Raw genomic sequence first — 20,300 nt, forward strand, 5'->3', positions numbered from 1 at the left:
TGGGCAGTCTGCATGCCGGTCGGATCCCGCCGACCACTCGGAGAAGACCATGAACACGACGACGCCAGCCCCTTCGACCTTCCGCACCTTGTCCACACCGCGCGGCCCCGTACCGGCCGACGCCCCCGCCTGGAATCGCCAGCGCGCATCCCAGATGCCCTCGCACCGCTACGCCCCTGTGCGCGATCGCGTCGCTGTTCCGCTCACCGAGCGCAGCTGGCCCACCCGAGAGCTCACCATCGCCCCGCTGTGGGTGCCGGTCGATCTGCGCGACGGCAATCAGGCGCTCGCCGAGCCGATGGATCCTGCGCGCAAGCGGCGGTTCTTCGAGCTGATGGTCGCGATGGGATACAAGGAGATCGAGGTGGGCTACCCCTCGGCTTCGCAGACCGATTTCGACTTCGTGCGTCTGATCGCCGAGTCCGGACTCGCCCCCGACGACGTGACGATCGTCGTGTTCACGGCCGCGCGCCGCGACCTGATCGAGCGGACCGTCGACTCGGTCCGCGGCATCCGGAATCCGGTCGTGATCCACGTGTACACCGCGACGGCTCCGACCTGGCGCGAGCTCGTCCTCGGACGCGACCGCGCCGACCTCAAGGAGCTCATCCTGTCAGCAGGGCGTGACGTGCTCGATCTCACCGCAGACCTCCCGAACGTGCGGTTCCAGTTCTCTCCCGAGGTGTTCAACCTGACGGAGCCCGACTACGTACTCGACATCTGCGACAGCATCACGACCCTGTGGGACGCGTCGCCCGAGCGTCCCGTCATCCTGAACCTTCCCGCGACCGTCGAGATCGCCACACCGAACGTGTACGCGGACCAGATCGAGTACATGCATCGCAATCTCGCCCGTCGCGACGGCGTGATCCTCTCGGTGCACCCGCACAACGATCGCGGCACCGGAATCGCCTGCGCCGAGCTCGCCGTCCTCGCTGGCGCGCAGCGTGTCGAGGGCTGCATCTTCGGCAACGGGGAGCGCACCGGCAACGTCGACATCGCGACGCTCGCGCTGAACCTGCACGCACAGGGCGTGGACCCGATGATCGACTTCTCCGACATCGACGAGATCCGCCGCACGGTCGAATACTGCAACCGCATCGAGGTGCACCCCCGGCATCCGTACGTCGGCGACCTGGTGCACACCGCATTCAGCGGGACGCATCAGGATGCGATCCGGAAGGGTCTCGCGGCCCACAGGGCGAAGGCGCTGGCCACCGGCGTCGACGCCGGGAAGCTGGACTGGCGCGTGCCGTACCTGCCGATCGACCCTGCAGACATCGGCCGCGGCTACGACGCCGTGATCCGAGTGAACTCGCAGTCCGGCAAGGGTGGGATCGCCCATCTGCTCGAGACCGAGTTCGGCATCGAACTGCCCCGCCGGCTGCAGATCGACTTCGCACGGCACGTGCAGCAGCAGGCGGATGCGAGCGGAGACGAGCTCTCGGCGCACGCATTGTGGGAGCTGTTCACTGCGCGCTACCTTCCCGAGAACTCCGGCCAGGTCGCGCTCACCGACTATCGGGTGGACCGCGGATCCACCGAGGTGCGACTGGTCATCTCCGGGGCGACCTCCTCCTCGGTGCATACGGGGATCGGTCCCGTGGAAGCTCTGACACAGGCGCTCCTGGCGGCCGGCATCCGCATCGAGATCCTGGCATTGCATCAGACCAGTGCGGACGCGGGGAATGCCAGCGACGCGATCACACTGCTCGAGTACCGTGACGAGTCCGGCGTGCGCTGGACCGCTGGTCGTGCCGCGTCCGTGATCGACGCGAGCTTCGACGCGGTGATCCGGGCCGCAGACCTAGCGATCGCTGCCAGGGACTCCGCTGCGACCCACGCCGTCGCTTAGACTGGATCGCACGCCCCCGTAGCTCAGCAGGATAGAGCAGCCCTCTCCTAAAGGGCAGGTCGCAGGTTCGAATCCTGTCGAGGGCACATCCGGACCGCTACCGCCCGCCCTAGGCCGCCAGCTCCAGGTACGGTTCCCATCGCGGATCGCTACGCTCGGTTCCTCGCACGGTCCATGCCGTGCCGTGCGGCGGCCGGGGTGTGAAGCGCAGCTCCCACCGCATCTCCTGCGGAGTCCTGTCGCTCTTCACGTTGTTGCAGCGCAGGCAGCACGCCACCAGGTTCTCCCAGGAGTCGGCCCCTCCTCGCGAGCGCGGAAGCACATGATCGATCGTCGACGCAGCTTTGCCGCAGTACCCGCAGCGGTGGTTGTCTCGTCTGAGCACGCCCCGCCGCGTCACAGGAACGCGTCTGCTGTTCGGAACACGCACATACCGCGCCAGGATGATGACCGCCGGCCGGTCGTAGACTCCGTGGCTCCCCCAGACGGGGTCGTCTTCCACGCGCTCGATCACCGTCGCCTTGTCGTTCATCACGAGCACGAGGGCTCTCTTGAACGACACGATCGCAAGCGGCTCGTATCCGGCATTCAGGACTAATGTGCGCATTCGGAATCCTCTCGATCCGCCGGGACGGCTTCCCGGCACTCTCGAATCACGAGGTCGCGCAGATGGCAGAGCGTTCGCAGGAACCAGAAAAGGCGCCGTCTAAAGACAGCGCCTTTCGTACACGGCAGTACCGTGCAGTCCCTGCGGGCGATGCAGAAGGACGTGACGACCGAGTCCATCCATGGTTCGGATGTTCGGTATTCGCGCCATCAGCCTCTCCCGTCTGTGCGACAACGGGATCAGGCTAACCCATTCCCCTGAGAGCGGGGCGAAACTTCAGATGAACGATCGGGGCGTGTCCACATCCGGCTCTGCCGGCACGAGCCACCCGGCTCAGCCGGCGTTGGCGGCGAGCCAGGAGTACGGCTCGACGAGCCCGCCGTTGATCCAGACCTCGAAGTGGAGGTGGTTCGCGGTGGAACGACCGGTGCTGCCGACGAAACCGATCAACTGGCCGGCGGCGACCGTCTGCCCCGCCTGCACCTGACGCGTGCCGTAGGTCATGTGACCGTAAGTGGTCTGCACGCGCTGGCCGCCCACGACGCTGTCGATCATGACGCACACGCCGTATCCGCCGATGCTCTCCGCGGAAGCACGGACGACACCGGCAGCCGCAGCGTAGATCGGGGTCATCGCCGGTGCGAGCATGTCCGCACCGTTGTGTCCGCCGCCGATGGTGCGTCCCTGGTTGTACGAGCCGCCGGGAAGTGGATAGCGCACCTCGCCCGAACCGGGAGAGACGAGCGCGTAACCGGCGGTGCTGAAGTTCGAGGCCGCGGCCGAGGACTTCGCTGCCGCAGCGGCACGAGCGGCCGCTGCCTCCTCGGCTTTCTTCTTCTCGATCTCCTCCGGCGTCGTCGCCGTGAACGTTCCACGGGCGAGCGGAGCGGCGGTCGCCTGAGAGGCGACGACGAGGGACTGCGCATCGACCGCGGCGAGCTGCTGCACGGTGGTGGCGGCCTCGGCCGGCTTGGAGTACGCGTACGCCGGCAACGCGATACCGGCCACCAGCGCACCGACGGCGCCGAAGATGGCGACAGAACGGAGCGGCTTCACGGACTTTCGAGCGCTGACTCGCGCGCCGGTTCGGCGTGCGGGTACTCGATCTTCAGATGCCTTCGCGGGCGGTTCGATGTCTGCGACCAAAACTTAGTCCTCCTGCGCCTGTGCGCTTTCGGGTAGCGCTGGCTCGTCGGCACTCTGCTTCTCGGGGCACGAATGTATCTCGGGTACTTTGTGCATTCATACCGTGAAGATGACGAGCCGAAAGGCGATCTTCGCGGTTTCGCCGTCAGCGGGCTTCTTCGCTGACGACCTGACCGAGGCTACCGGAAGATAACGATCGTGTCACCCTGTGAACCTGGCAATCCTCGGGGAGGGGGTGTAAAACCCCGGAATATCAGGCCGGTTCGCCCACGAGGAAGATGTGGGACGCAAGCTCGACAGGCAGCTCCAGCCCGTCTTCCTTGCCGTCCATCTGGATGAGGACGTAGCCCTCGCTGAAGCGGAAGTCGCCGTGTGCACCGGGAACGACGCCCGCGTCACGCAGCTGCTCGAGGAGTTCGGGGTCGACCTGCGCGGGCTCGGCCAGACGACGCACGGTGCCGTCGATCGGCTCGCCGGCGGCGTTCAGCTTCTGCACGAGGCCGATGACGCCCTCGTCGAAGGTGCGTGCCGGCAGATCGCCGAGCTGGTCGAGACCGGGGATCGGGTTGCCGTACGGCGATTCCGTGGGGTGACCGAGCAACTCGACGAGCCGTCGTTCGACCTGCTCGCTCATGACGTGCTCCCAGCGGCAGGCCTCTTCATGGACGAACGCCCAGTCGAGTCCGATGACGTCGGACAGCAGACGCTCGGCGAGCCGATGCTTGCGCATCACGTTGACGGCCTTATTACGGCCGGAGTCCGTGAGTTCGAGAGTGCGGTCCTCGGAGACGACGACGAGTCCGTCGCGCTCCATACGGCCGACGGTCTGCGAGACGGTCGGCCCCGAGTGACCGAGGCGCTCGGAGATGCGCGCACGCAGCGGCACGATGTTCTCCTCCTCGAGCTCGAGGATGGTGCGGAGGTACATCTCCGTGGTGTCGATCAGATCCGTCATGTGCAGGCCCTCCGAGGTTCTTAGGCAAGCCTACATTCCCGCGGGGACATCGGCCTCGCCCCGGTGATCGAGTCACGTCCGCGCCCCCTAGAATCGACCCATGGCGATCGAGATTCCCCGAGACCTCCTACCCGTCGACGGCCGTTTCGGCTGTGGTCCGTCGAAGGTGCGCCCTGCGCAGCTCGACGCACTGCTCGCTTCGGGGGCCACGATCCTGGGGACCTCGCACCGCCAGGCCCCGGTGAAGAACCTCGTGGGCAGCGTGCGCGAGCAGCTCGCCTCGCTGTTCCGCATCCCCGAGGGCTACGAGATCCTCGTCGGCAACGGCGGATCGACCGCATTCTGGGATGCTGCCGCGTTCGGGCTCATCGAGCGCCGGAGCCAGAACCTGGTGTTCGGGGAGTTCGGCGGGAAGTTCGCAGGAGCTGCAGCCGCCCCGTGGCTCGAGGCACCGGACGTACGCAAGGCGGAGCCCGGATCCCGCACCACTGCCGAGATCGTGGAGGGCGTCGACGTGTACGCCTGGCCGCACAACGAGACCTCCACCGGCGTCGCGGCGCCGGTCGAGCGCATCGCGGCCGAGGGCGCCCTGACGGTGATCGACGCGACCAGCGCCGCCGGCGGCATCGACTTCGACGCGTCCCAGGCCGACGTCTACTACTTCGCGCCGCAGAAGAACCTCGGCTCGGACGGCGGCCTGTGGTTCGCCGTCGCGTCCCCCGCCGCGATCGAGCGCATCGAGCGCATCGCCGCCTCCGACCGCTACATCCCCGAGTTTCTGAGCCTGAAGAACGCCGTGGACAATTCACGGCTCAACCAGACCTTGAACACCCCCGCACTGACCACCCTGCACCTGCTCGACAGCCAGCTGCGCTGGATCCTCGACAACGGGGGCCTGGGCTGGGCCGGTGCGCGCACCGCGGAGTCCTCCTCCGTGCTGTACGACTGGGCAGAGGCCTCAGCGGTCGCCACCCCGTTCGTCGCGGATGCGGCTCACCGCTCCCCCGTGGTCGTCACGATCGACTTCGACGAGAGCATCGACGCGGCCGCGATCGCGAAGACGCTGCGCGCCAACGGCATCGTCGACACCGAGCCCTACCGCAAGCTCGGACGCAACCAGCTCCGCGTCGCCACCTTCGTCTCGATCGAACCGGATGACGTGCGCCAGCTCACGCGGGCACTCGACTACGTGCTGGAGAACCTCGGCGCCTGAGCGCCGGGGGTCACTCCTCCTCGTCGACCTCGTCGGCGTCGACATCCTCGTCGGCGTCGACGTCTTCGTCTTCGTCTTCGTCGTCTTCGATCACGTCGTCGCCGGTCGCTTCATCGAGCTCGTCGATGTCGACACCGTCGAGGTCACCCGCGTGCAGGATGTCGGCCTCGTGGTCGTCGTCCTCATCCAGCTCGTCGTCCTCGTCGAGGTCATCCTCGTCGAGCTCGGAGTCGGCATCGATGTCGCCGGAGGCGTCCTCCGCAGCCGCCGCCGCCTGCTCGGCGAGCTCGGCCTGGTGCGAGCGGTACTCGGCGAGGCGTTCGACCCACGGCACCCACTCCGGCGCGAGAAGCGCGCCGTCTCCGGGGAGGAGCTCGACCTCGAGCACGGTCGGATCCTCATCCTCGACGCGCGCGACGGTCACCGTCCAATACCAGCCGGGGTAGCCGGGGAGCCTGTTCTCGAAGCGCAACGACACGGAGCCGTCGTCTTCGACCAGGTACCCGGCAGCGGGGCCGATGGTCGCCGCAGGAGTGATCTCGCGCAGCGCCTGCAGCGCGAGATCGTGAGCGTCGAGGAGACGCGCGTCGGCGTCAGGCTTCGAGGTCATCGGCGACCTTGCGCAGGACGGCCGCGATCTTGCGGCCGTGGCTCGATGACGGGTAGCGGCCACGCCGCAGGTCCCCGCCGATGCTGTCGAGGAGCTTCACGAGATCCTCGACGATGATCGCCATGTCGTCGGCGGACTTGCGCTTCGCCTTCGCGAGGCTCGGCGGCGCTTCGAGAACGCGGACCGAGAGCGCCTGAAGACCGCGCTTGCCGTCGGCCACACCGAACTCGACGCGAGCGCCCGCCTTCATCGCCGTGCCTGCCGGCATGGCGGAAGCGTGCAGGAAGACATCCTGGCCGTCATCGCTGGCGATGAAGCCGAAGCCTTTGTCTTCGTCGTAGAACCTGACCTTGCCGGTGGGCATGGGAGAACCTCGCTGAGTCGGTGTGTAAAAGAAGGCGCGCTCACACGCGTCCACCTCCAGTCTACCGGTCGGAGACAGGGGAACTCGAAGGTCCCGGTGAGAGTAGGGTGAGAGGGATGAGTGCACAGAATTCCGAACCGGAGATCTCCATCCGGCGCCTGGATCGCTTCCTGGCATTCGGCGCGCTCGGAATCGCCGCCGCATCCGTGATCTGCTTCTTCGCGATCATCATCGGCACGGCAGTGGGCATGGACCAGGCCGCTTTCGGTGAGGGTGTCTGGCCGCTCGTCGCCGCCATCCCCTTCTGGGGGCTGCCGGTGGCATTCGTCATGATCATCGTCCTCCTGGTGATGAGCTTCATCCGAAAAGGGCGCGCGGCATCGCGGCCCTGAGGTCTTCGGCATGACCGCGCACGCACGCCCACTGGCCGACTGGCTGGCTGCGGCGAGCGATGCGGAACTTCTGCATCTCTTCACAGAACGCCGCGTTCGTGCCGACGTCGGCTGGCACGACTTCTTCGATGCCGCCGAAGCACTGCTCGACCCGGCTTCACTGGCGAAGGTGCTCCCGGCACTCACGGGCCCCGAGGCGTCCGCCCTGTTGCGCGCGGCAGCCGGCGAGGACGCCGGAGCAGAACGCCCCGCTCTGACCGCGCTCGCGCTGCTCCGCCCGGACGGGACTCCCCCGGCACCGGTGATCGCCGCGCTCAATGGCCGCACTGCACCGCCAGAGACGACCTCGACCTCCGCACCGACAGCACCTGACGACCTGGCCGCGCATGCCGCAGAGCGCGCCTTCACGACAGTGTCGATCCTGGCCGACCTGCTGCTCGTCGCACGGGACTCCCCGTTCGCCCTGCTCGCCGGGGGCAGCGTCAGCGCCGGTGAGAAACGCCAGCTGAGCGAGACCGGGCTGCCGATCGATGTCATCGACGCACTGCTCGCGATCGCCGTCGATGCCCGTCTGGCCGTCATCGACGGACGGCGCCTGCGCACCAGCACCTCGGCGGAGGACTGGCTCCGCTCGTCAGCCCCTGAACGGTGGAGCGTCCTCGCGACGGCCTTCCGCGATGCACTGCCCCGCGGCGTCCGATCGGCAGACGGCGGATGGATCGCCCCTGCGGACTGGCCGCACGCGCATCCCTGGGACCCCACGTGGCCGGAACGCAGTCGCATGCTGCTCCAGGCAGCCACGCTGCTCGGAGTCATCGCCGAGGGCGGCACCGAGCCCGTCTGGTCGGTCCCCCTGCGGAACGGACGCGCCGCCGACGCGACCGAACTCGCTCGGCTCCTGCCGGCCGAAGTCGACAAGATCTTCCTCCAGAACGACCTCACCGCGATCGCGCCTGGTCCCCTCGCGCCCCCGCTCGACGTGCGGCTCCGCACGATCGCGACCCGCGAGTCGGCCGCGCAGGCCTCGTCGTACCGGTTCACGACCGAGTCGATCGCCCGCGCGTTCGGTTCGGGGGAGAGCGCGCAGTCGATCCTGGACTTCCTTGCCGAGATCTCCCTCACCGGCATTCCGCAGCCCCTGAGCTACCTGGTGGCTCAGACGGCGCAGCGGCACGGACTGGTGCGGGTGTCGACCGACGACGAGACCGGACGCACCCGGATCGAGAGCACCGACCCGCACCTGATCGAGGCGATGGCGATCGATCAGAGCCTCCGCCCACTGGCACTGACGAAGCACGTCGACTCCTTGACGACGCGCGTGGGGCGCGACACCGTCTACTGGGCACTCACGGACGCTCGCTATCCGGCGACTCTCGTCGGTGCGGACGGCGCGGCGCTCGTCCGCGAACGGCATCCGGCTGCTCCGACCGAGGCCCCCGCGACGTCGTCGAGCGACCTGCTCCCGCTGATCCTCCGCCTGCGCTCTCAGCAGGGCCCCGACGCGGATGCCGCATGGCTCGACCGCGAACTCGAGGCCGCCGTGCGCGCCAGAGCGGTGCTGCGCGTCACCGTCGGCATGCCCGACGGCTCGACCAGGGAACTGCTGCTCGAAGCGACCGGGCTCGGCGGAGGACGCCTGCGCGGACGCGATCGTGCGGCCGACGTCGAGCGCACTCTGCCCGTGTCGAGCATCCGCGCGGCCAGCGTCGTCGCCTCATAGGGCCCTGGCCTCCCGGCACCCGGTAAACTGGACAGCTATGTCTGATGGCCCCCTGATCGTCCAGAGCGATCGCACCGTACTGCTCGAGGTCGCGCACGCCGATGCGGAGAGCGCTCGTCACGAGCTGGCGATCTTCGCCGAGCTGGAACGCGCGCCCGAGCACATCCACACCTACCGGATCACCCGCCTGGGACTGTGGAACGCCCGCGCCGCCGGCCACACCGCCGAGGACATGCTCGAGACCCTCGACCGCTGGTCCCGCTTCCCCGTTCCCCCGTCGGTCGCCGTCGACCTGCGCGAGACCGTCAACCGTTACGGCCGTCTGGTGATCGAGCGCGACGACGAGGGCACCCTGATCCTGCGCTCCTCCGACCCCGCGGTCCTGACCCAGGTCGCGAACAACAAGCGCATCCAGCCGCTGCTGATCGGCCACCCGTCGCCGACGACCTTCGTGGTCGATGCGTGGGCGCGCGGACAGATCAAGCAGGAGCTGCTCAAGATCGGTTGGCCGGCGGAGGATCTCGCCGGCTACACCCCCGGCACCCCGCACGAGATCGATCTGGCCGAGGACGGTTGGCAGATCCGCCCCTATCAGCAGGATGCCGTCGATGCCTTCTCGAAGGACGGTTCCGGTGTGGTGGTGCTCCCCTGCGGCGCCGGCAAGACCATCGTCGGCGCCGGTGCGATGGCCGCCACGAAGACGACCACGCTGATCCTGGTGACCAACACCGTGTCGGCGCGCCAGTGGCGTGACGAGCTCCTCAAGCGCACGAGCCTGACACCCGAGGAGATCGGCGAGTACTCCGGGCAGGCCAAGGAGGTCAAGCCGGTCACGATCGCGACCTATCAGATCCTCACGGCGAAGCGGAAGGGCGAGTACGCCCACCTCGCCCTACTCGATGCACTCGATTGGGGCCTGATCGTGTACGACGAGGTCCACCTGCTCCCGGCACCCGTGTTCAAGCTCACGGCCGACCTCCAGGCGCGCCGCCGCATCGGTCTGACCGCCACCCTGGTGCGGGAGGACGGACGTGAGGGTGATGTGTTCAGCCTGATCGGCCCCAAGAGGTTCGACGCCCCGTGGAAGCAGATCGAAGCGCAGGGCTTCATCTCTCCCGCCGCCTGCTACGAAGTGCGCGTCGACCTCCCGCCGGACGACCGGCTGGAGTACGCCGCCGCGACCGACGACGAGCGGTACCGCCTCGCGGCGTCCGCGCCGGCGAAGATCGACACCGTGAAGGAACTCATCGCGAAGCATCCGGATGAGCGGATCCTCGTGATCGGGCAATACCTCGACCAGCTCGAGACGCTGTCACAGGCGCTGAACGCGCCCCAGATCACCGGAGCAACCCCTGTGGATGAGCGCGAGGAGCTCTACCGCCAGTTCCGCGAGGGAGAGATCTCCCTGCTCGTGGTGTCGAAGGTCGCGAACTTCTCGATCGATCTGCCGGAAGCATCCGTGGCGATCCAGGTGTCCGGCTCGTTCGGTTCCCGGCAGGAGGAGGCGCAGCGCCTCGGCCGCCTGCTGCGCCCGAAGCAGTCGGGGCACACCGCGAGCTTCTACACGCTGATCGCCCGCGACACCATCGACCAGGACTACGCGCAGAACCGTCAGCGCTTCCTCGCCGAGCAGGGATACAGCTACACGATCCTCGACGCCGACGCACTCGCCGCCTGAACGCGCCGATGCCGCGGACTCAGCCCCGCAGCACTGGTTCCAGGTGATGTGTTCCGCTGGGGGGAGGTGCGGCGGCGAGGGTGCGAGCGGTGCGGGTGCGAACGACGCCGATCCGACGCGCCCACCGGTCGGCCAGCAGCGCGAAGACGACCATCGCCACGGCCGAGGCGATCAGATCCACCGGCGTGCCCGACGTGGCGTTCGCGTCGACGACCGCAACGGACCCCAGAAGGAAGATCAGCACGTTGTTGACGATGTGCAGCGAGATCGCGGCTTCGAGTCCCCCCGTGCGCCACGTGAGCCAGGCAGCCACGACAGCGAACACCCCTACACTCGCCGCGCCCCACACGTCGTAGCCGTGCCCCAGAATGAACAACGGCACCGGCAGCAGGATGGCGAACGCCGGGTGACGCAACCAGCTCCCCACCAGCTGCATCAGATAGCCCCGGAAGACGTACTCCTCAGCAGCCGCCTGGAGCGGGATCAGCAGCAGCACGAGTGCGACCATCGCCCAGAGGCCCGGAGAGGTGAAGTCCGGCGACACGGCCTCCCCTATCGCCGCGGACCATCCCAGCATCACGGCGAAATACACGACGAACACCGCGAGCGCGAGCACGAGGCTCCTGCCCAGCCACCCCAGACGCAACCGTCCGACCACCGACGAGAGGAGTCCGACGCCGCGCCCCTGCACGATACGTGAGGCGGCGAACAGCGCAGGGATCATCAGGATCAACGGGAGCACCAGGGCGACCAGCAACCAGGGCCGCTCCAGATCGAAGTACTGCACCGTCGTGAACAGCGCGTCCAGCTCGGCGCCCCACGCGGGCACGATCATTGCGGCGATCGCGAGCGGCACGACGAACAGCAGGATGATGATCAGGTAGAAGGCGATGCCCAGGACTCCGGTCAACAGCAGCGACCACCAGCGATACCTCTGGCGCTCGCGCGCGAGACGGTGGAACGGGATCTGCGCGGGGTCGGGGGCCGCGTCACGCGCGATGCCGGATGCGGGGGCAGGGACGGCGTCCTCGGGCGAACTCATGAATCGATCCTCTCGGATCAGGCCAGTGCATCCGTTATCCGCGGCGCGATCCCCCATAACTAGCCCCGATCCCGGGCTCGTTGCATGGTCAACACCGCGCCATTCCGAGCGATGATCAGCATCATCATCGACGAAGTCACCATAATGGGGTCATGACTGCTGCGCGCATCCTGGTCGTCGACGACGAACCCAACATCCGTGACCTGCTCTCGACCGGTCTCAGCTTCGCCGGGTTCCAGGTGAAGACGGTCGCCAACGGCGCCGCGACCATCTCCGCCGTCCTGGAGGAGGAGCCCGACCTCATCATCCTCGACGTGATGCTGCCCGACATGAACGGGTTCAGCGTCACCAAGCGCCTCCGCGGTGCAGGTTTCACCGCCCCGATCCTCTTCCTCACGGCGAAGGACGGCACGGAGGACAAGATCGAGGGCCTGAACGCCGGCGGCGACGACTACGTCACCAAGCCGTTCAGCCTCGACGAGATCGTCGCCAGAGCCCAGGCGATCCTCCGCCGCACGATGCAGGCCGACGAGGAGTCGATCATCCGCGCCGGTGAACTGGCGATGGATCAGGACACGCACGACGTGCATGTCGGCAAGGAGCCGATCGAGCTGAGCCCGACCGAGTTCAAGCTGCTGCGCTACCTGATGCTCAACCCGAACCGGGTGCTGTCGAAGGCGCAGATCCTCGACCACGTGTGGGAGTACGACTTCAACGGCGACGCGGGCATCGTCGAGAGCTACATCTCCTACCTGCGACGCAAGATCGACCCGCACACCGAGGAATCGCTCATCCAGACCAAGCGCGGCTTCGGCTACATGCTGAAGGTCGGCAAGTCGGCCTGACCGCCGCCTGCACCGCACGACGCCGAACCGGGAGGACCGCATGGCGCACAAGCCGGATGCGGTCACCAGCTGGTGGCGACGCATCAGCCTTCGCGCGAAGGTCACGGGAGTCACGGTCGGCGTGCTCGCGCTGGGGCTGCTGATCGCGGGCCTCGGCACCGTCCCGATCCTCCGCACCGCGCTGGTCGCGAACATCGAGTCGCAGCTGCCGGCGCTCGTGTCGAGCGACCTCGTCAACCGCTACTTCGACACGACCCCGGTCGACGGGGAACCCGTCTACACGCGCAAGGACGAGCAGCCGCGCGACCTCTTCGTCGCGATCTACGATGCGGAAGGCGTGCTGCAGGCGACCGCGGGAAACACCTCCGCAGAGGCACCGCAGTTCCGCCAATCTTTCCCGCTGGCCGAGGCGAAGAGCAGCGAGGACACCGTGATGCCTCTGGTGGGCGAAGACGGCGCGCTGTTCAGCTCGTCGGTCGCCGTGCTGCCGTCGGAGGGCGGCTCGCTGCGCACCCAGGTCGTGGCGGTCCCACTCGCGCCGGCTGACCGGATCATCGGGCAGTACTTCAGCATCTACATCACGATCGCCTTCATCACGATCTTCATCGCCGCCCTCCTCACGCGCTTCCTGGTGACGCTGACCTTCCGTCGCCTGGGCCAGGTGGAGTCGACTGCGATGTCCATCGCTGCCGGCGACTTCAGCCAGCGCCTGACGGACCTCGAGCCCACGACCGAGGTCGGCCGCCTGAACTCCGCCATCAACACCATGCTCGACCGCGTCGACGGCTCGCTCGCGCAGCGTGATCGCACTGTGCAGCACATGCGACGCTTCATCGGCGACGCCAGCCACGAGCTGCGCACTCCCCTGGTCAGCGTGCGCGGCTACGCCGAGCTCTATCGCATGGGCGCGATCACGGGCGAGGAGGACACCGCCAGGGCCATGGAGCGCATCGAGAAGGAAGCGATCCGGATGGGCGTGCTCGTCGAGGACCTGCTCGCCCTCGCCCGGCTGGACGAGGAGCGCGAGCCGGAGATCGTCGCACTCGACCTGCGCCCGATCGCCCGCGATGCCGCCCTCGACGTGCGCGCCGCAGCGCCCGGTCGCACCGTGACGATGATCGATCTCACGATCGAGAGCGTCACCGCACCCACCCGCAGCATCCCGAAGCAGGAACCGGAGCAGCCGGCGCCGCGCGGTCTCTCACGCGCCGCACTCTCCCGTCTGCGGCGCCGCCCCCGTGTCACCGCGGAGGAGTCGACGCCCGCGTTCGACTTCTCCGAAGCCCCGGACACCCCGGTGCGCACCCCTCCGATCGTGCTCGGCGAGGAGAACAAGGTCCGCCAGGTGGTGACGAACCTGCTCGGCAACGCACGACGGTTCTCGTCCGAAGACAGTCCCATCGAGATCGTGGTCGACTCCGACCGCGTGCGCGGCACCGGCAGCATCGCGATCGTCGACCATGGTGAAGGCATCCCTCCGCAGATCCGCGAGCAGATCTTCGAGCGGTTCTGGCGGGCCGACACATCCCGCGCACGAGAGACCGGCGGATCGGGACTCGGCCTGGCGATCGTGTCGTCGATCCTCAAGGCCCTGCACGGCTCGGTCGCCGTCTCCGAGACACCCGGCGGTGGCGCGACGTTCACCGTCACACTCCCCTTGGCGCCGTCACGAGCGACTCCTGCGCACCTGCTCGAGGAGACGCAGCCACTCGAGCCTCTCGACCTCTGAGGAGCATCCCTGCACCGCGCACCGGTTCGTCCCCTTCTGCACACGCGTCGGGACCGGGAGCGTTGCCGCACTCGGCCCGCGCCCGAGCCCTCCTAGCCTCGGAACTCCACCAACGAAGGAGTTCCCATGTCCGTCTTCACCGTCGACACCGAAGCCGTCCACGCCGCTCACGGGGCGGCCCGCGCCACCATGGAGAGGCTGCAGAGCGAGTCCGCGGCACTCACCGCGCAACTGACGCAGCTGCAGTCCTCCTGGGTCGGTACCGCATCGAGCGCCTTCCAGAGCTGCGCCGAACAGTGGCGCGGCGCGCAGCTGCACGTCGAACAGGCGCTCGAATCGATCGGCACGGCCCTCGGCTCGGCCGCCACCCAGTACGCGGATGCCGATCAGTACTCGGCGAGCCTGTTCCGCTGAGTTGCCGCTCAGCTCCCCGTAACACGGAAACGCCCCGGCCGAAGCCGGGGCGTTTCTGTTCAGCGTGTGGTGTGGATCAGAAGTCCATGCCACCAGACGGGTCACCCATCGGAGCCGAAGCCTTCTCAGGCTTGTCGGCGACGACGACCTCGGTCGTGAGGAAGAGAGCCGCGATCGAAGCTGCATTCTGCAGCGCCGACCGGGTCACCTTGGCCGGGTCGATGATGCCGGCCGCGAACATGTCGACGTACTCGCCCGTGGCTGCGTTCAGGCCCTGGCCCGAAGGAAGCTCGGAGACCTTGTTCGCGACGACACCCGGCTCGAGACCGGCGTTCAGCGCGATCTGCTTGAGCGGAGCCTCGATAGCGACGCGGACGATGTTCGCTCCGGTCGCCTCGTCACCCGTCAGGTTGAGGGCGTCGAGAGCCTTCGTGCCCGACTGGATCAGCGCGACGCCACCACCGGGGACGATGCCCTCCTCGACGGCTGCCTTCGCGTTGCGGACGGCGTCCTCGATGCGGTGCTTGCGCTCCTTGAGCTCGACCTCGGTCGCGGCGCCCGCCTTGATGACGGCGACGCCACCGGCCAGCTTGGCCAGGCGCTCCTGCAGCTTCTCGCGGTCGTAGTCGCTGTCGGTGTTCTCGATCTCGCGACGGATCTGGGTCACGCGACCGTCGATCTGGTCTGCCTCGCCGGCACCCTCGACGATCGTGGTCTCGTCCTTGGTGACGATGACCTTGCGGGCACGACCCAGCAGGTCGAGCGTGGCGTTCTCCAGCTTGAGACCGACCTCTTCGGTGATGACCTGACCACCGGTGAGGATCGCGATGTCCTGCAGCTGCGCCTTGCGGCGGTCGCCGAAGCCGGGAGCCTTGACGGCGACCGACTTGAAGATGCCCTTGAGCTTGTTGAGCACGAGCGTCGCGAGAGCTTCGCCCTCGACGTCCTCGGCGATGATGACGAGCTCCTTGCCGTCCTGGATCACCTTGTCGACGATGGGCAGAAGGTCCTTGATGTTGGAGATCTTCTGGTTCGCGATCAGGATGTAGGCGTCCTCGAAGACGGCTTCCTGGCGGTCGGGGTCCGTGACGAAGTACGGGTTCAGGTAGCCCTTGTCGAAGCGCATGCCCTCGGTGAGCTCGAGCTCGGTGCCGAAGGTCTGGGACTCCTCGACGGTGACCACACCCTCCTTGCCGACCTTGTCGATCGCCTCGGCGATGAGCTCGCCGATCGCGGGGTCAGCGGCCGAGATGGAAGCGGTCGCGGCGATCTGCTCCTTGGAGTCGATCTCCTTGGCGCTGGCGAGCAGCTCCTCGGTGATAGCCGCGACGGCCTTCTCGATGCCGCGCTTCAGCGAGATCGGGTCAGCGCCGGCTGCGACGTTGCGCAGGCCCTCGCGGACGAGCGCCTGAGCCAGGACCGTGGCGGTCGTGGTGCCGTCACCGGCGACGTCGTCAGTCTTCTTGGCGACCTCCTTGACGAGCTCCGCACCGATCTTCTCGTACGGGTCGTCGAGCTCGATCTCCTTGGCGATGGAGACACCGTCGTTCGTGATCGTGGGGGCGCCCCACTTCTTCTCGAGAACGACGTTGCGGCCGCGCGGGCCGAGGGTCACCTTGACCGCGTCGGCGAGGATGTTGAGGCCGCGCTCGAGGCCGCGGCGGGCCTCCTCATCGAAAGCAATGATCTTTGCCATGAGTTTTTTCGTCCCTCCTGGACGTAGACGTTGGGTTTAGCACTCAGAGTGTGAGAGTGCTAACGCCATTCTGGCACTCGACCCCTCCGAGTGCAAGCCGCCGGAGCCCGGTGCCGGTCGGGCGTCAGGAGGCGGGATCTCCGGTGGGTGTCGCCGGAGCCGTGGTGGAGCGATCAAGGCCGATCACGACGGTGAGCTGCTCCCCGTCCGTGCGGTTGAGGCCGGCGTAGACATCGCTCTGCTGCACGTCGGCACCACCGATCAGGTTCGCCAGGCCGATGGCCGCGAGCTCATCGTCGTCCTCGACGTAGTAGACGGTCGTCGTCGCGAAGTCCGTGCTGTCGCTGTCGCTCGCGTAGACCGTGTCAGCCGCCCAGCCCTCGTTGATCAGGAGGGTGCGCACCTGCTCGTCGAGACCCTCCTCCGGCGTCGCGTTGAGGATCATCACCGAGAAGGCCGTGTCGACCACGCCGGTCTCCTCCGGCGTCGGCACGGCGCTCGGCGCCGCTTCGGGGAACAGGTCGATGCGCCCCATGACCACGAGCGATCCGAAGATGCCGGCGATGATCAGCACGAGCGCGGCGACGAAGGACCACAGCAGCACCACCCAGCCGTTCATCCCGGGGGCTTCTGCGCGGTGCGCCCCGACGCGGCCGGAGGTGCGAGGGACATCATCGAAGCGATCGCGGGTGGGCTTTGACACCCCTCGATGCTAGCGGCACGCGCCTGGCAATCCGCATCCGCATCCGCAGATGAGTGGAACGGGTGCGCTCTCAGCCCACGAAACCGGGCGTGCGCATGGCGCGATGTGAGGCACGTGAGTCCCGGAGCCGGCGCAGGCGCCGCACCAGCATGGGATCGTATTCGAGTGCCGCCTCTGACTCGACCAGGCGTCCGAGCACCTGGTAGTACCGAGCGGCGCTCATCCCGAGCTGGGCACGGATGATCTCTTCCTTCGCCCCACTGTGACGCGGCCAGGCCGCCTCCAGATGGAGGACAGCGCGATCGCGCTCCGTGAGGTCTCCGAGCATGGCTCCAGGTTAGGACTCCTGCGTCGCAGAAGCGGTGCGCCACTCCCACCAACGCCCGAGCGGATCCGCCGCTGCACGTACCCGCCCGTCAAGCGCGACGACGAATCCCGGCCAGGCCGCCGGGTCGATCGGAGGCGTCCAGACATCGAGCAGGCCGGGAGGATCGATCGTGATCCATCGGGCGGACATCTGGCTGATCCGTTCGATCAACGCCAGGCGATGCGCACGCGGGATATGCACGAGCACCCCCGGCGTGGTGACGACGAGCGTCGCGTCTCGGGGCGCTCGGGCGGCGAGCGCATCCAGCTGCGCCAACGCATCACCGGCGATGAGGAGCGGCGGGTCGGCTGCGGCGATGGTCGCGGCGGCCTCGATGCGTTCCTCGCGTCCGGCCTCCCCCGGCCAGACGAGTCCGCGCAGCCAGCGCCGGTCACGCTCCTCCGCGACGTCCAGGGGCGCGAGGTCGATACCAGCGCGCCAGACCACCTCCGGCATCCGCAACGACGGAAGGGGCCCGGTCACCCGGCTCGTCAGGACGACCGGAGACTCCCCTGACGACGGATCGAGCGCCGCTCTTACGCGCCCGTCGTCCCCGACGAATCGATAGGAGTACCGATCGGGGTACAGACACAGCCCGGCCGCCGCACCGAGTTCGAGCAGCGCGACAGGGCCGTCGATCTCCGACAGCACCGCCAGCAGGGCCGCGAGTCGCAGCGGCTCATTGGTCTGGAGCGAGCGGACCGTGCACTCGGCGACGATGTCGTCCGCGTGGCGGAGCACGAAGTCACGCCAGCGCGGGTATCCCCCGAGCGGCGCACCGAGCAGGCGGGTCACGGCGAACACCAACGGAGGCTGGCGGCGGTTCTCCGGGATGCGTGAAAGGACCGCCTGGACGGCAGCGTCTCCGGCGACACCGCGCGCCCACTCCTCGTACAGGGCGCTGCGGCCGGGGGCCTCCTCTGCGGCGAAGCGGGCGTAGCGCAGCTGTACGGCATCCGTCATACGCCCATTGTCGCCCGGCGCAGCCGTCCGCCCGTCGGAGGAGGGAGAATGGAGAAGACCCAGGAGGACGCATGGCCTACAGCGTGGACAAGACCGAAGACGAATGGCGCGAGGAACTCGGCGCGGAGCAATACGCCGTGCTGCGCCAGGCGGCGACCGAGCGCGCCTGGACCGGCGAGCTGCTCGACGAGGGCCGTGCGGGCCTCTACACCTGCGGTGCCTGCGGGGCGGAGCTGTTCCAGAGCGGCACCAAGTTCGACTCCGGATGCGGATGGCCGAGCTTCTACGAGTCGATCCGTCCCGAAGCCGTGCAGCTCATCGAGGACACGACCCTGGGCATGGTGCGCACCGAGGTGCGCTGCGCGAACTGCGGTTCGCACCTCGGCCATGTCTTCCCCGACGGCTTCGGCACGCCGACCGGCGACCGGTACTGCATGAACTCGATCGCGCTGAACTTCACCCCCGAAGCGTCGTGACCGCGCTCGACGCCGTCCGCGCTCGTCAGTCCTGGTCGAAGGTCGACGACACCGCACCCTCGCACGATGAGCTGCTGACGCTCGTCGCCGCGGCGGGAAGAGTCGCCGACCATTCGTCGTTGCGTCCGTGGCGTCTGATCGAGCTGCGCGGATCCGACCGCCAGCTCCTCGGCGCCGCGATCTCGAAGGCCCAGGGAGACAAGTCGCCGTCGACCAAGCCGTTGCGGGCCCCGCTGCTGATCGCCGTGGTCGCCAGCTACCGCAAGAGCGACAAGGTGCCCCGGTGGGAGCAGGAGGCCGTCGCCTCGGGCGTCGCGCACATGCTCAGTCTGCTGCTCGATGACGCCGGGTGGGGAGTGCTCTGGCGCACAGGGCACTACACGCGGGCGAAGGCCGTGGCCAAGGCGCATGGGCTGGACAAGAACGAGGAGCTCCTCGGCTGGCTCTACGTCGGCGGCAAGCCCGCCGGCAAGAAGCCGGGACGCCGCAAGGCCGTCGATGCCCGCAAGCTCGTCAGCCGGATGCCGAAGGCGAAGAAGAAGTAGTCGTTCAGTCCCTGCGACGGCGGCGCGGTAGAGCCACGGCGACGGACGCCGCAGCCACGACCACCATTCCGATGATCTGCCAGGGGGCGGGACCGGACACCGGGGGCCACAGCAGATCGATCACGACTGAGGTCGTGAGCTGTCCCAGCACGGAGCCGAGCCCCATCAGCAGCACGCCGGTCTGGCCGACGATGAATGCGCCCAGCAGGATGTAGGCGAAGCCGAGGAAGCCGCCGAGATACAGCCAGGGTTCACTCGGGAGGGCGTCCGGGGCACCGCGCAGGGCGATACTCACCCCGGCTGCGAGCAGCAGCACGATCGTCCCGGCGATGAAGCTCATGAGTGTGGCGATGATCGGGGATTGCACCCGCTGCGCGAGACGACCGTTGGTCGCGGCCTGCCAGGCGATTCCGACTCCCGCCGCGAACGGTAGCAGCAGCATCCACAGCGGCGCCGTCGCCAGCACGTCTCCACTGAGCGAGATGGCGACCGCGGCGAGCGCGAGCAGCCCGCCGAGCACACGTCCAGGCGTGACCGCGACCACTCCGGCCGGACCGAAGCCGATCCGATCGAGCACCAGCCCGTGCAGCGTCTGCCCCGCGACCACCCCGACCGTGAAGAGCGAGACGCCCAGTATCCCGGCGGTGAGGCCCTGGGTCGAGACGGTGAGTGCGCCACAGGCCCCACCCAGCAGCATCCACAGCGGGATCGTGCGAGCGCGCACGCCCCGCCACAGCCGCCCGACTCCTCGGCGGCCGGAAGGAAGCGCGGCGACCACGACCACGAGAGCGAGCAACCCGACGCTGAAAGACACGAAGCCCGCGGCGATGCCGTCATCGAGACGGACTCCGAGGACGCCGTTGATGCGCGCCTGGACGGCTGTCATCACACCGATCGCGACCGCTCCCCCGAGCGCGACCGGGGCGGGGAGCACACGGGTCTGGGTCACCTGTCGAGCCTACCCGCGCGGAGGGCGCGAC

General features: G+C 68.1%; 21 protein-coding genes and 1 tRNA gene. 11 read left to right on the forward strand and 11 right to left on the reverse strand.

The genetic code is table 11. From position 1 onward, the window contains the following. The first annotated feature begins 49 nt into the window (after positions 1–49). Both MRBLWO12_RS09860 and MRBLWO12_RS09865 read left to right on the forward strand, forming a co-directional pair. Positions 50–1,855 carry a 2-isopropylmalate synthase gene (locus tag MRBLWO12_RS09860; RefSeq protein ID WP_414685470.1) on the forward strand — a complete coding sequence of 602 codons (1,806 nt, stop codon included), beginning with the start codon at positions 50–52 and terminating at the stop codon, positions 1,853–1,855. Positions 1,856–1,867: 12 nt separating this feature from the next. Beyond that, positions 1,868–1,941: transfer RNA gene (locus MRBLWO12_RS09865), tRNA-Arg, on the forward strand. 23 nt (positions 1,942–1,964) lie between these two features. Here the strand turns inward: MRBLWO12_RS09865 and MRBLWO12_RS09870 are convergent. The 3 genes from MRBLWO12_RS09870 to MRBLWO12_RS09880 form a co-directional block, all read right to left on the reverse strand. Further along, a complete protein-coding gene (locus MRBLWO12_RS09870) occupies positions 1,965–2,462 on the reverse strand; it encodes an HNH endonuclease (RefSeq protein WP_141871132.1) in 498 nt (165 codons plus the stop codon). 333 nt (positions 2,463–2,795) lie between these two features. Then, positions 2,796–3,518: a M23 family metallopeptidase gene (locus tag MRBLWO12_RS09875; protein ID WP_363555000.1), complete on the reverse strand. Its 723-nt coding sequence runs from the start codon at positions 3,516–3,518 to the stop codon at positions 2,796–2,798. Between the two features lie 343 nt (positions 3,519–3,861). Continuing rightward, positions 3,862–4,563, reverse strand: coding sequence for a metal-dependent transcriptional regulator (locus tag MRBLWO12_RS09880; protein ID WP_363555002.1), 702 nt, complete (start codon positions 4,561–4,563; stop codon positions 3,862–3,864). Positions 4,564–4,663: 100 nt separating this feature from the next. Here MRBLWO12_RS09880 and serC point away from each other — a divergent pair, with 100 nt between their 5' ends. Then, positions 4,664–5,776: a phosphoserine transaminase gene (serC, locus tag MRBLWO12_RS09885; RefSeq protein WP_363555004.1), complete on the forward strand. Its 1,113-nt coding sequence runs from the start codon at positions 4,664–4,666 to the stop codon at positions 5,774–5,776. A 10-nt stretch (positions 5,777–5,786) separates the two neighbouring features. Here serC and MRBLWO12_RS09890 read toward each other — a convergent pair whose 3' ends face one another. Continuing rightward, complete coding sequence (locus MRBLWO12_RS09890) at positions 5,787–6,386, reverse strand: DUF3027 domain-containing protein (RefSeq protein ID WP_363555006.1); 600 nt, start codon at positions 6,384–6,386, stop codon at positions 5,787–5,789. Beyond that, a complete protein-coding gene (locus tag MRBLWO12_RS09895) occupies positions 6,370–6,750 on the reverse strand; it encodes a cold-shock protein (protein ID WP_363555008.1) in 381 nt (126 codons plus the stop codon). The genes MRBLWO12_RS09890 and MRBLWO12_RS09895 overlap by 17 nt, the downstream gene beginning before the upstream one ends. Positions 6,751–6,866: 116 nt before the next feature. Here MRBLWO12_RS09895 and MRBLWO12_RS09900 point away from each other — a divergent pair, with 116 nt between their 5' ends. Genes MRBLWO12_RS09900 through MRBLWO12_RS09910 form a run of 3 tightly spaced genes read left to right on the forward strand, consistent with a single transcriptional unit; the run spans position 6,867 to position 10,540 of the window. Beyond that, positions 6,867–7,142 (forward strand): multidrug ABC transporter ATPase, encoded by a 276-nt coding sequence (locus MRBLWO12_RS09900; RefSeq protein ID WP_363555010.1) that lies wholly within the window; start codon positions 6,867–6,869, stop codon positions 7,140–7,142. A gap of 10 nt (positions 7,143–7,152) precedes the next feature. Beyond that, a complete protein-coding gene (locus MRBLWO12_RS09905; RefSeq protein WP_363555012.1) occupies positions 7,153–8,862 on the forward strand; it encodes a helicase-associated domain-containing protein in 1,710 nt (569 codons plus the stop codon). Between the two features lie 37 nt (positions 8,863–8,899). After that, positions 8,900–10,540 carry a DNA repair helicase XPB gene (locus tag MRBLWO12_RS09910; RefSeq protein ID WP_363555014.1) on the forward strand — a complete coding sequence of 547 codons (1,641 nt, stop codon included), beginning with the start codon at positions 8,900–8,902 and terminating at the stop codon, positions 10,538–10,540. A gap of 19 nt (positions 10,541–10,559) precedes the next feature. Here MRBLWO12_RS09910 and MRBLWO12_RS09915 read toward each other — a convergent pair whose 3' ends face one another. Further along, entirely contained in the window at positions 10,560–11,582 is a 1,023-nt protein-coding gene (locus MRBLWO12_RS09915) for a CPBP family intramembrane glutamic endopeptidase (RefSeq protein WP_363555016.1), read from the reverse strand. Positions 11,583–11,734: 152 nt separating this feature from the next. Here MRBLWO12_RS09915 and MRBLWO12_RS09920 point away from each other — a divergent pair, with 152 nt between their 5' ends. The 3 genes from MRBLWO12_RS09920 to MRBLWO12_RS09930 all read left to right on the forward strand — a co-directional run bounded on the left by MRBLWO12_RS09920 (position 11,735) and on the right by MRBLWO12_RS09930 (position 14,570). Then, positions 11,735–12,427 (forward strand): response regulator transcription factor, encoded by a 693-nt coding sequence (locus MRBLWO12_RS09920; protein ID WP_141871123.1) that lies wholly within the window; start codon positions 11,735–11,737, stop codon positions 12,425–12,427. A gap of 40 nt (positions 12,428–12,467) precedes the next feature. Next, positions 12,468–14,156 carry a sensor histidine kinase gene (locus MRBLWO12_RS09925; protein ID WP_363555018.1) on the forward strand — a complete coding sequence of 563 codons (1,689 nt, stop codon included), beginning with the start codon at positions 12,468–12,470 and terminating at the stop codon, positions 14,154–14,156. 126 nt (positions 14,157–14,282) lie between these two features. Beyond that, complete coding sequence (locus tag MRBLWO12_RS09930) at positions 14,283–14,570, forward strand: WXG100 family type VII secretion target (RefSeq protein WP_363555020.1); 288 nt, start codon at positions 14,283–14,285, stop codon at positions 14,568–14,570. Positions 14,571–14,646: 76 nt separating this feature from the next. Here the strand turns inward: MRBLWO12_RS09930 and groL are convergent, their stop codons facing one another. From groL to MRBLWO12_RS09950, 4 genes are all read right to left on the reverse strand, one after another. Continuing rightward, complete coding sequence (gene groL, locus MRBLWO12_RS09935; protein ID WP_363555022.1) at positions 14,647–16,266, reverse strand: chaperonin GroEL; 1,620 nt, start codon at positions 16,264–16,266, stop codon at positions 14,647–14,649. A 124-nt stretch (positions 16,267–16,390) separates the two neighbouring features. Next, entirely contained in the window at positions 16,391–16,969 is a 579-nt protein-coding gene (locus tag MRBLWO12_RS09940; RefSeq protein WP_363555024.1) for a LytR C-terminal domain-containing protein, read from the reverse strand. A 70-nt stretch (positions 16,970–17,039) separates the two neighbouring features. Then, positions 17,040–17,297: a DUF3263 domain-containing protein gene (locus tag MRBLWO12_RS09945; RefSeq protein WP_141871119.1), complete on the reverse strand. Its 258-nt coding sequence runs from the start codon at positions 17,295–17,297 to the stop codon at positions 17,040–17,042. Positions 17,298–17,306: 9 nt separating this feature from the next. Then, the gene (locus tag MRBLWO12_RS09950; protein WP_363555027.1) at positions 17,307–18,299 is read right to left on the reverse strand and encodes a DUF2332 domain-containing protein; all 993 of its coding nucleotides are present in this window, start codon (positions 18,297–18,299) and stop codon (positions 17,307–17,309) included. A gap of 71 nt (positions 18,300–18,370) precedes the next feature. Between MRBLWO12_RS09950 and msrB the strand changes: the two genes are divergently transcribed. Continuing rightward, a complete protein-coding gene (gene msrB, locus MRBLWO12_RS09955) occupies positions 18,371–18,775 on the forward strand; it encodes a peptide-methionine (R)-S-oxide reductase MsrB (RefSeq protein ID WP_141871117.1) in 405 nt (134 codons plus the stop codon). Beyond that, positions 18,772–19,320, forward strand: coding sequence for a nitroreductase family protein (locus tag MRBLWO12_RS09960; RefSeq protein WP_363555029.1), 549 nt, complete (start codon positions 18,772–18,774; stop codon positions 19,318–19,320). Before msrB ends, MRBLWO12_RS09960 begins: the two co-directional genes overlap by 4 nt. A gap of 4 nt (positions 19,321–19,324) precedes the next feature. On the opposite strand, the gene MRBLWO12_RS09965 is transcribed toward MRBLWO12_RS09960, so the two are convergent. Next, a complete protein-coding gene (locus MRBLWO12_RS09965) occupies positions 19,325–20,269 on the reverse strand; it encodes a DMT family transporter (protein ID WP_363555031.1) in 945 nt (314 codons plus the stop codon). Positions 20,270–20,300 lie beyond the last annotated feature (31 nt).

The organism is Microbacterium sp. LWO12-1.2 (assembly GCF_040675875.1).
GTDB lineage: Bacteria > Actinomycetota > Actinomycetes > Actinomycetales > Microbacteriaceae > Microbacterium.

Coding starts and splice junctions, on each gene's coding strand:
- MRBLWO12_RS09860 (WP_414685470.1), top strand. CDS start 50: ATGAACACGACGACGCCAGCCCCTTCGACCTTCCGCACCTTGTCCACA.
- MRBLWO12_RS09870 (WP_141871132.1), bottom strand. CDS start 2,462: ATGCGCACATTAGTCCTGAATGCCGGATACGAGCCGCTTGCGATCGTG.
- MRBLWO12_RS09880 (WP_363555002.1), bottom strand. CDS start 4,563: ATGACGGATCTGATCGACACCACGGAGATGTACCTCCGCACCATCCTC.
- serC (WP_363555004.1), top strand. CDS start 4,664: ATGGCGATCGAGATTCCCCGAGACCTCCTACCCGTCGACGGCCGTTTC.
- MRBLWO12_RS09890 (WP_363555006.1), bottom strand. CDS start 6,386: ATGACCTCGAAGCCTGACGCCGACGCGCGTCTCCTCGACGCTCACGAT.
- MRBLWO12_RS09895 (WP_363555008.1), bottom strand. CDS start 6,750: ATGCCCACCGGCAAGGTCAGGTTCTACGACGAAGACAAAGGCTTCGGC.
- MRBLWO12_RS09900 (WP_363555010.1), top strand. CDS start 6,867: ATGAGTGCACAGAATTCCGAACCGGAGATCTCCATCCGGCGCCTGGAT.
- MRBLWO12_RS09905 (WP_363555012.1), top strand. CDS start 7,153: ATGACCGCGCACGCACGCCCACTGGCCGACTGGCTGGCTGCGGCGAGC.
- MRBLWO12_RS09910 (WP_363555014.1), top strand. CDS start 8,900: ATGTCTGATGGCCCCCTGATCGTCCAGAGCGATCGCACCGTACTGCTC.
- MRBLWO12_RS09915 (WP_363555016.1), bottom strand. CDS start 11,582: ATGAGTTCGCCCGAGGACGCCGTCCCTGCCCCCGCATCCGGCATCGCG.
- MRBLWO12_RS09920 (WP_141871123.1), top strand. CDS start 11,735: ATGACTGCTGCGCGCATCCTGGTCGTCGACGACGAACCCAACATCCGT.
- MRBLWO12_RS09925 (WP_363555018.1), top strand. CDS start 12,468: ATGGCGCACAAGCCGGATGCGGTCACCAGCTGGTGGCGACGCATCAGC.
- MRBLWO12_RS09930 (WP_363555020.1), top strand. CDS start 14,283: ATGTCCGTCTTCACCGTCGACACCGAAGCCGTCCACGCCGCTCACGGG.
- groL (WP_363555022.1), bottom strand. CDS start 16,266: ATGGCAAAGATCATTGCTTTCGATGAGGAGGCCCGCCGCGGCCTCGAG.
- MRBLWO12_RS09945 (WP_141871119.1), bottom strand. CDS start 17,297: ATGCTCGGAGACCTCACGGAGCGCGATCGCGCTGTCCTCCATCTGGAG.
- MRBLWO12_RS09950 (WP_363555027.1), bottom strand. CDS start 18,299: ATGACGGATGCCGTACAGCTGCGCTACGCCCGCTTCGCCGCAGAGGAG.
- msrB (WP_141871117.1), top strand. CDS start 18,371: ATGGCCTACAGCGTGGACAAGACCGAAGACGAATGGCGCGAGGAACTC.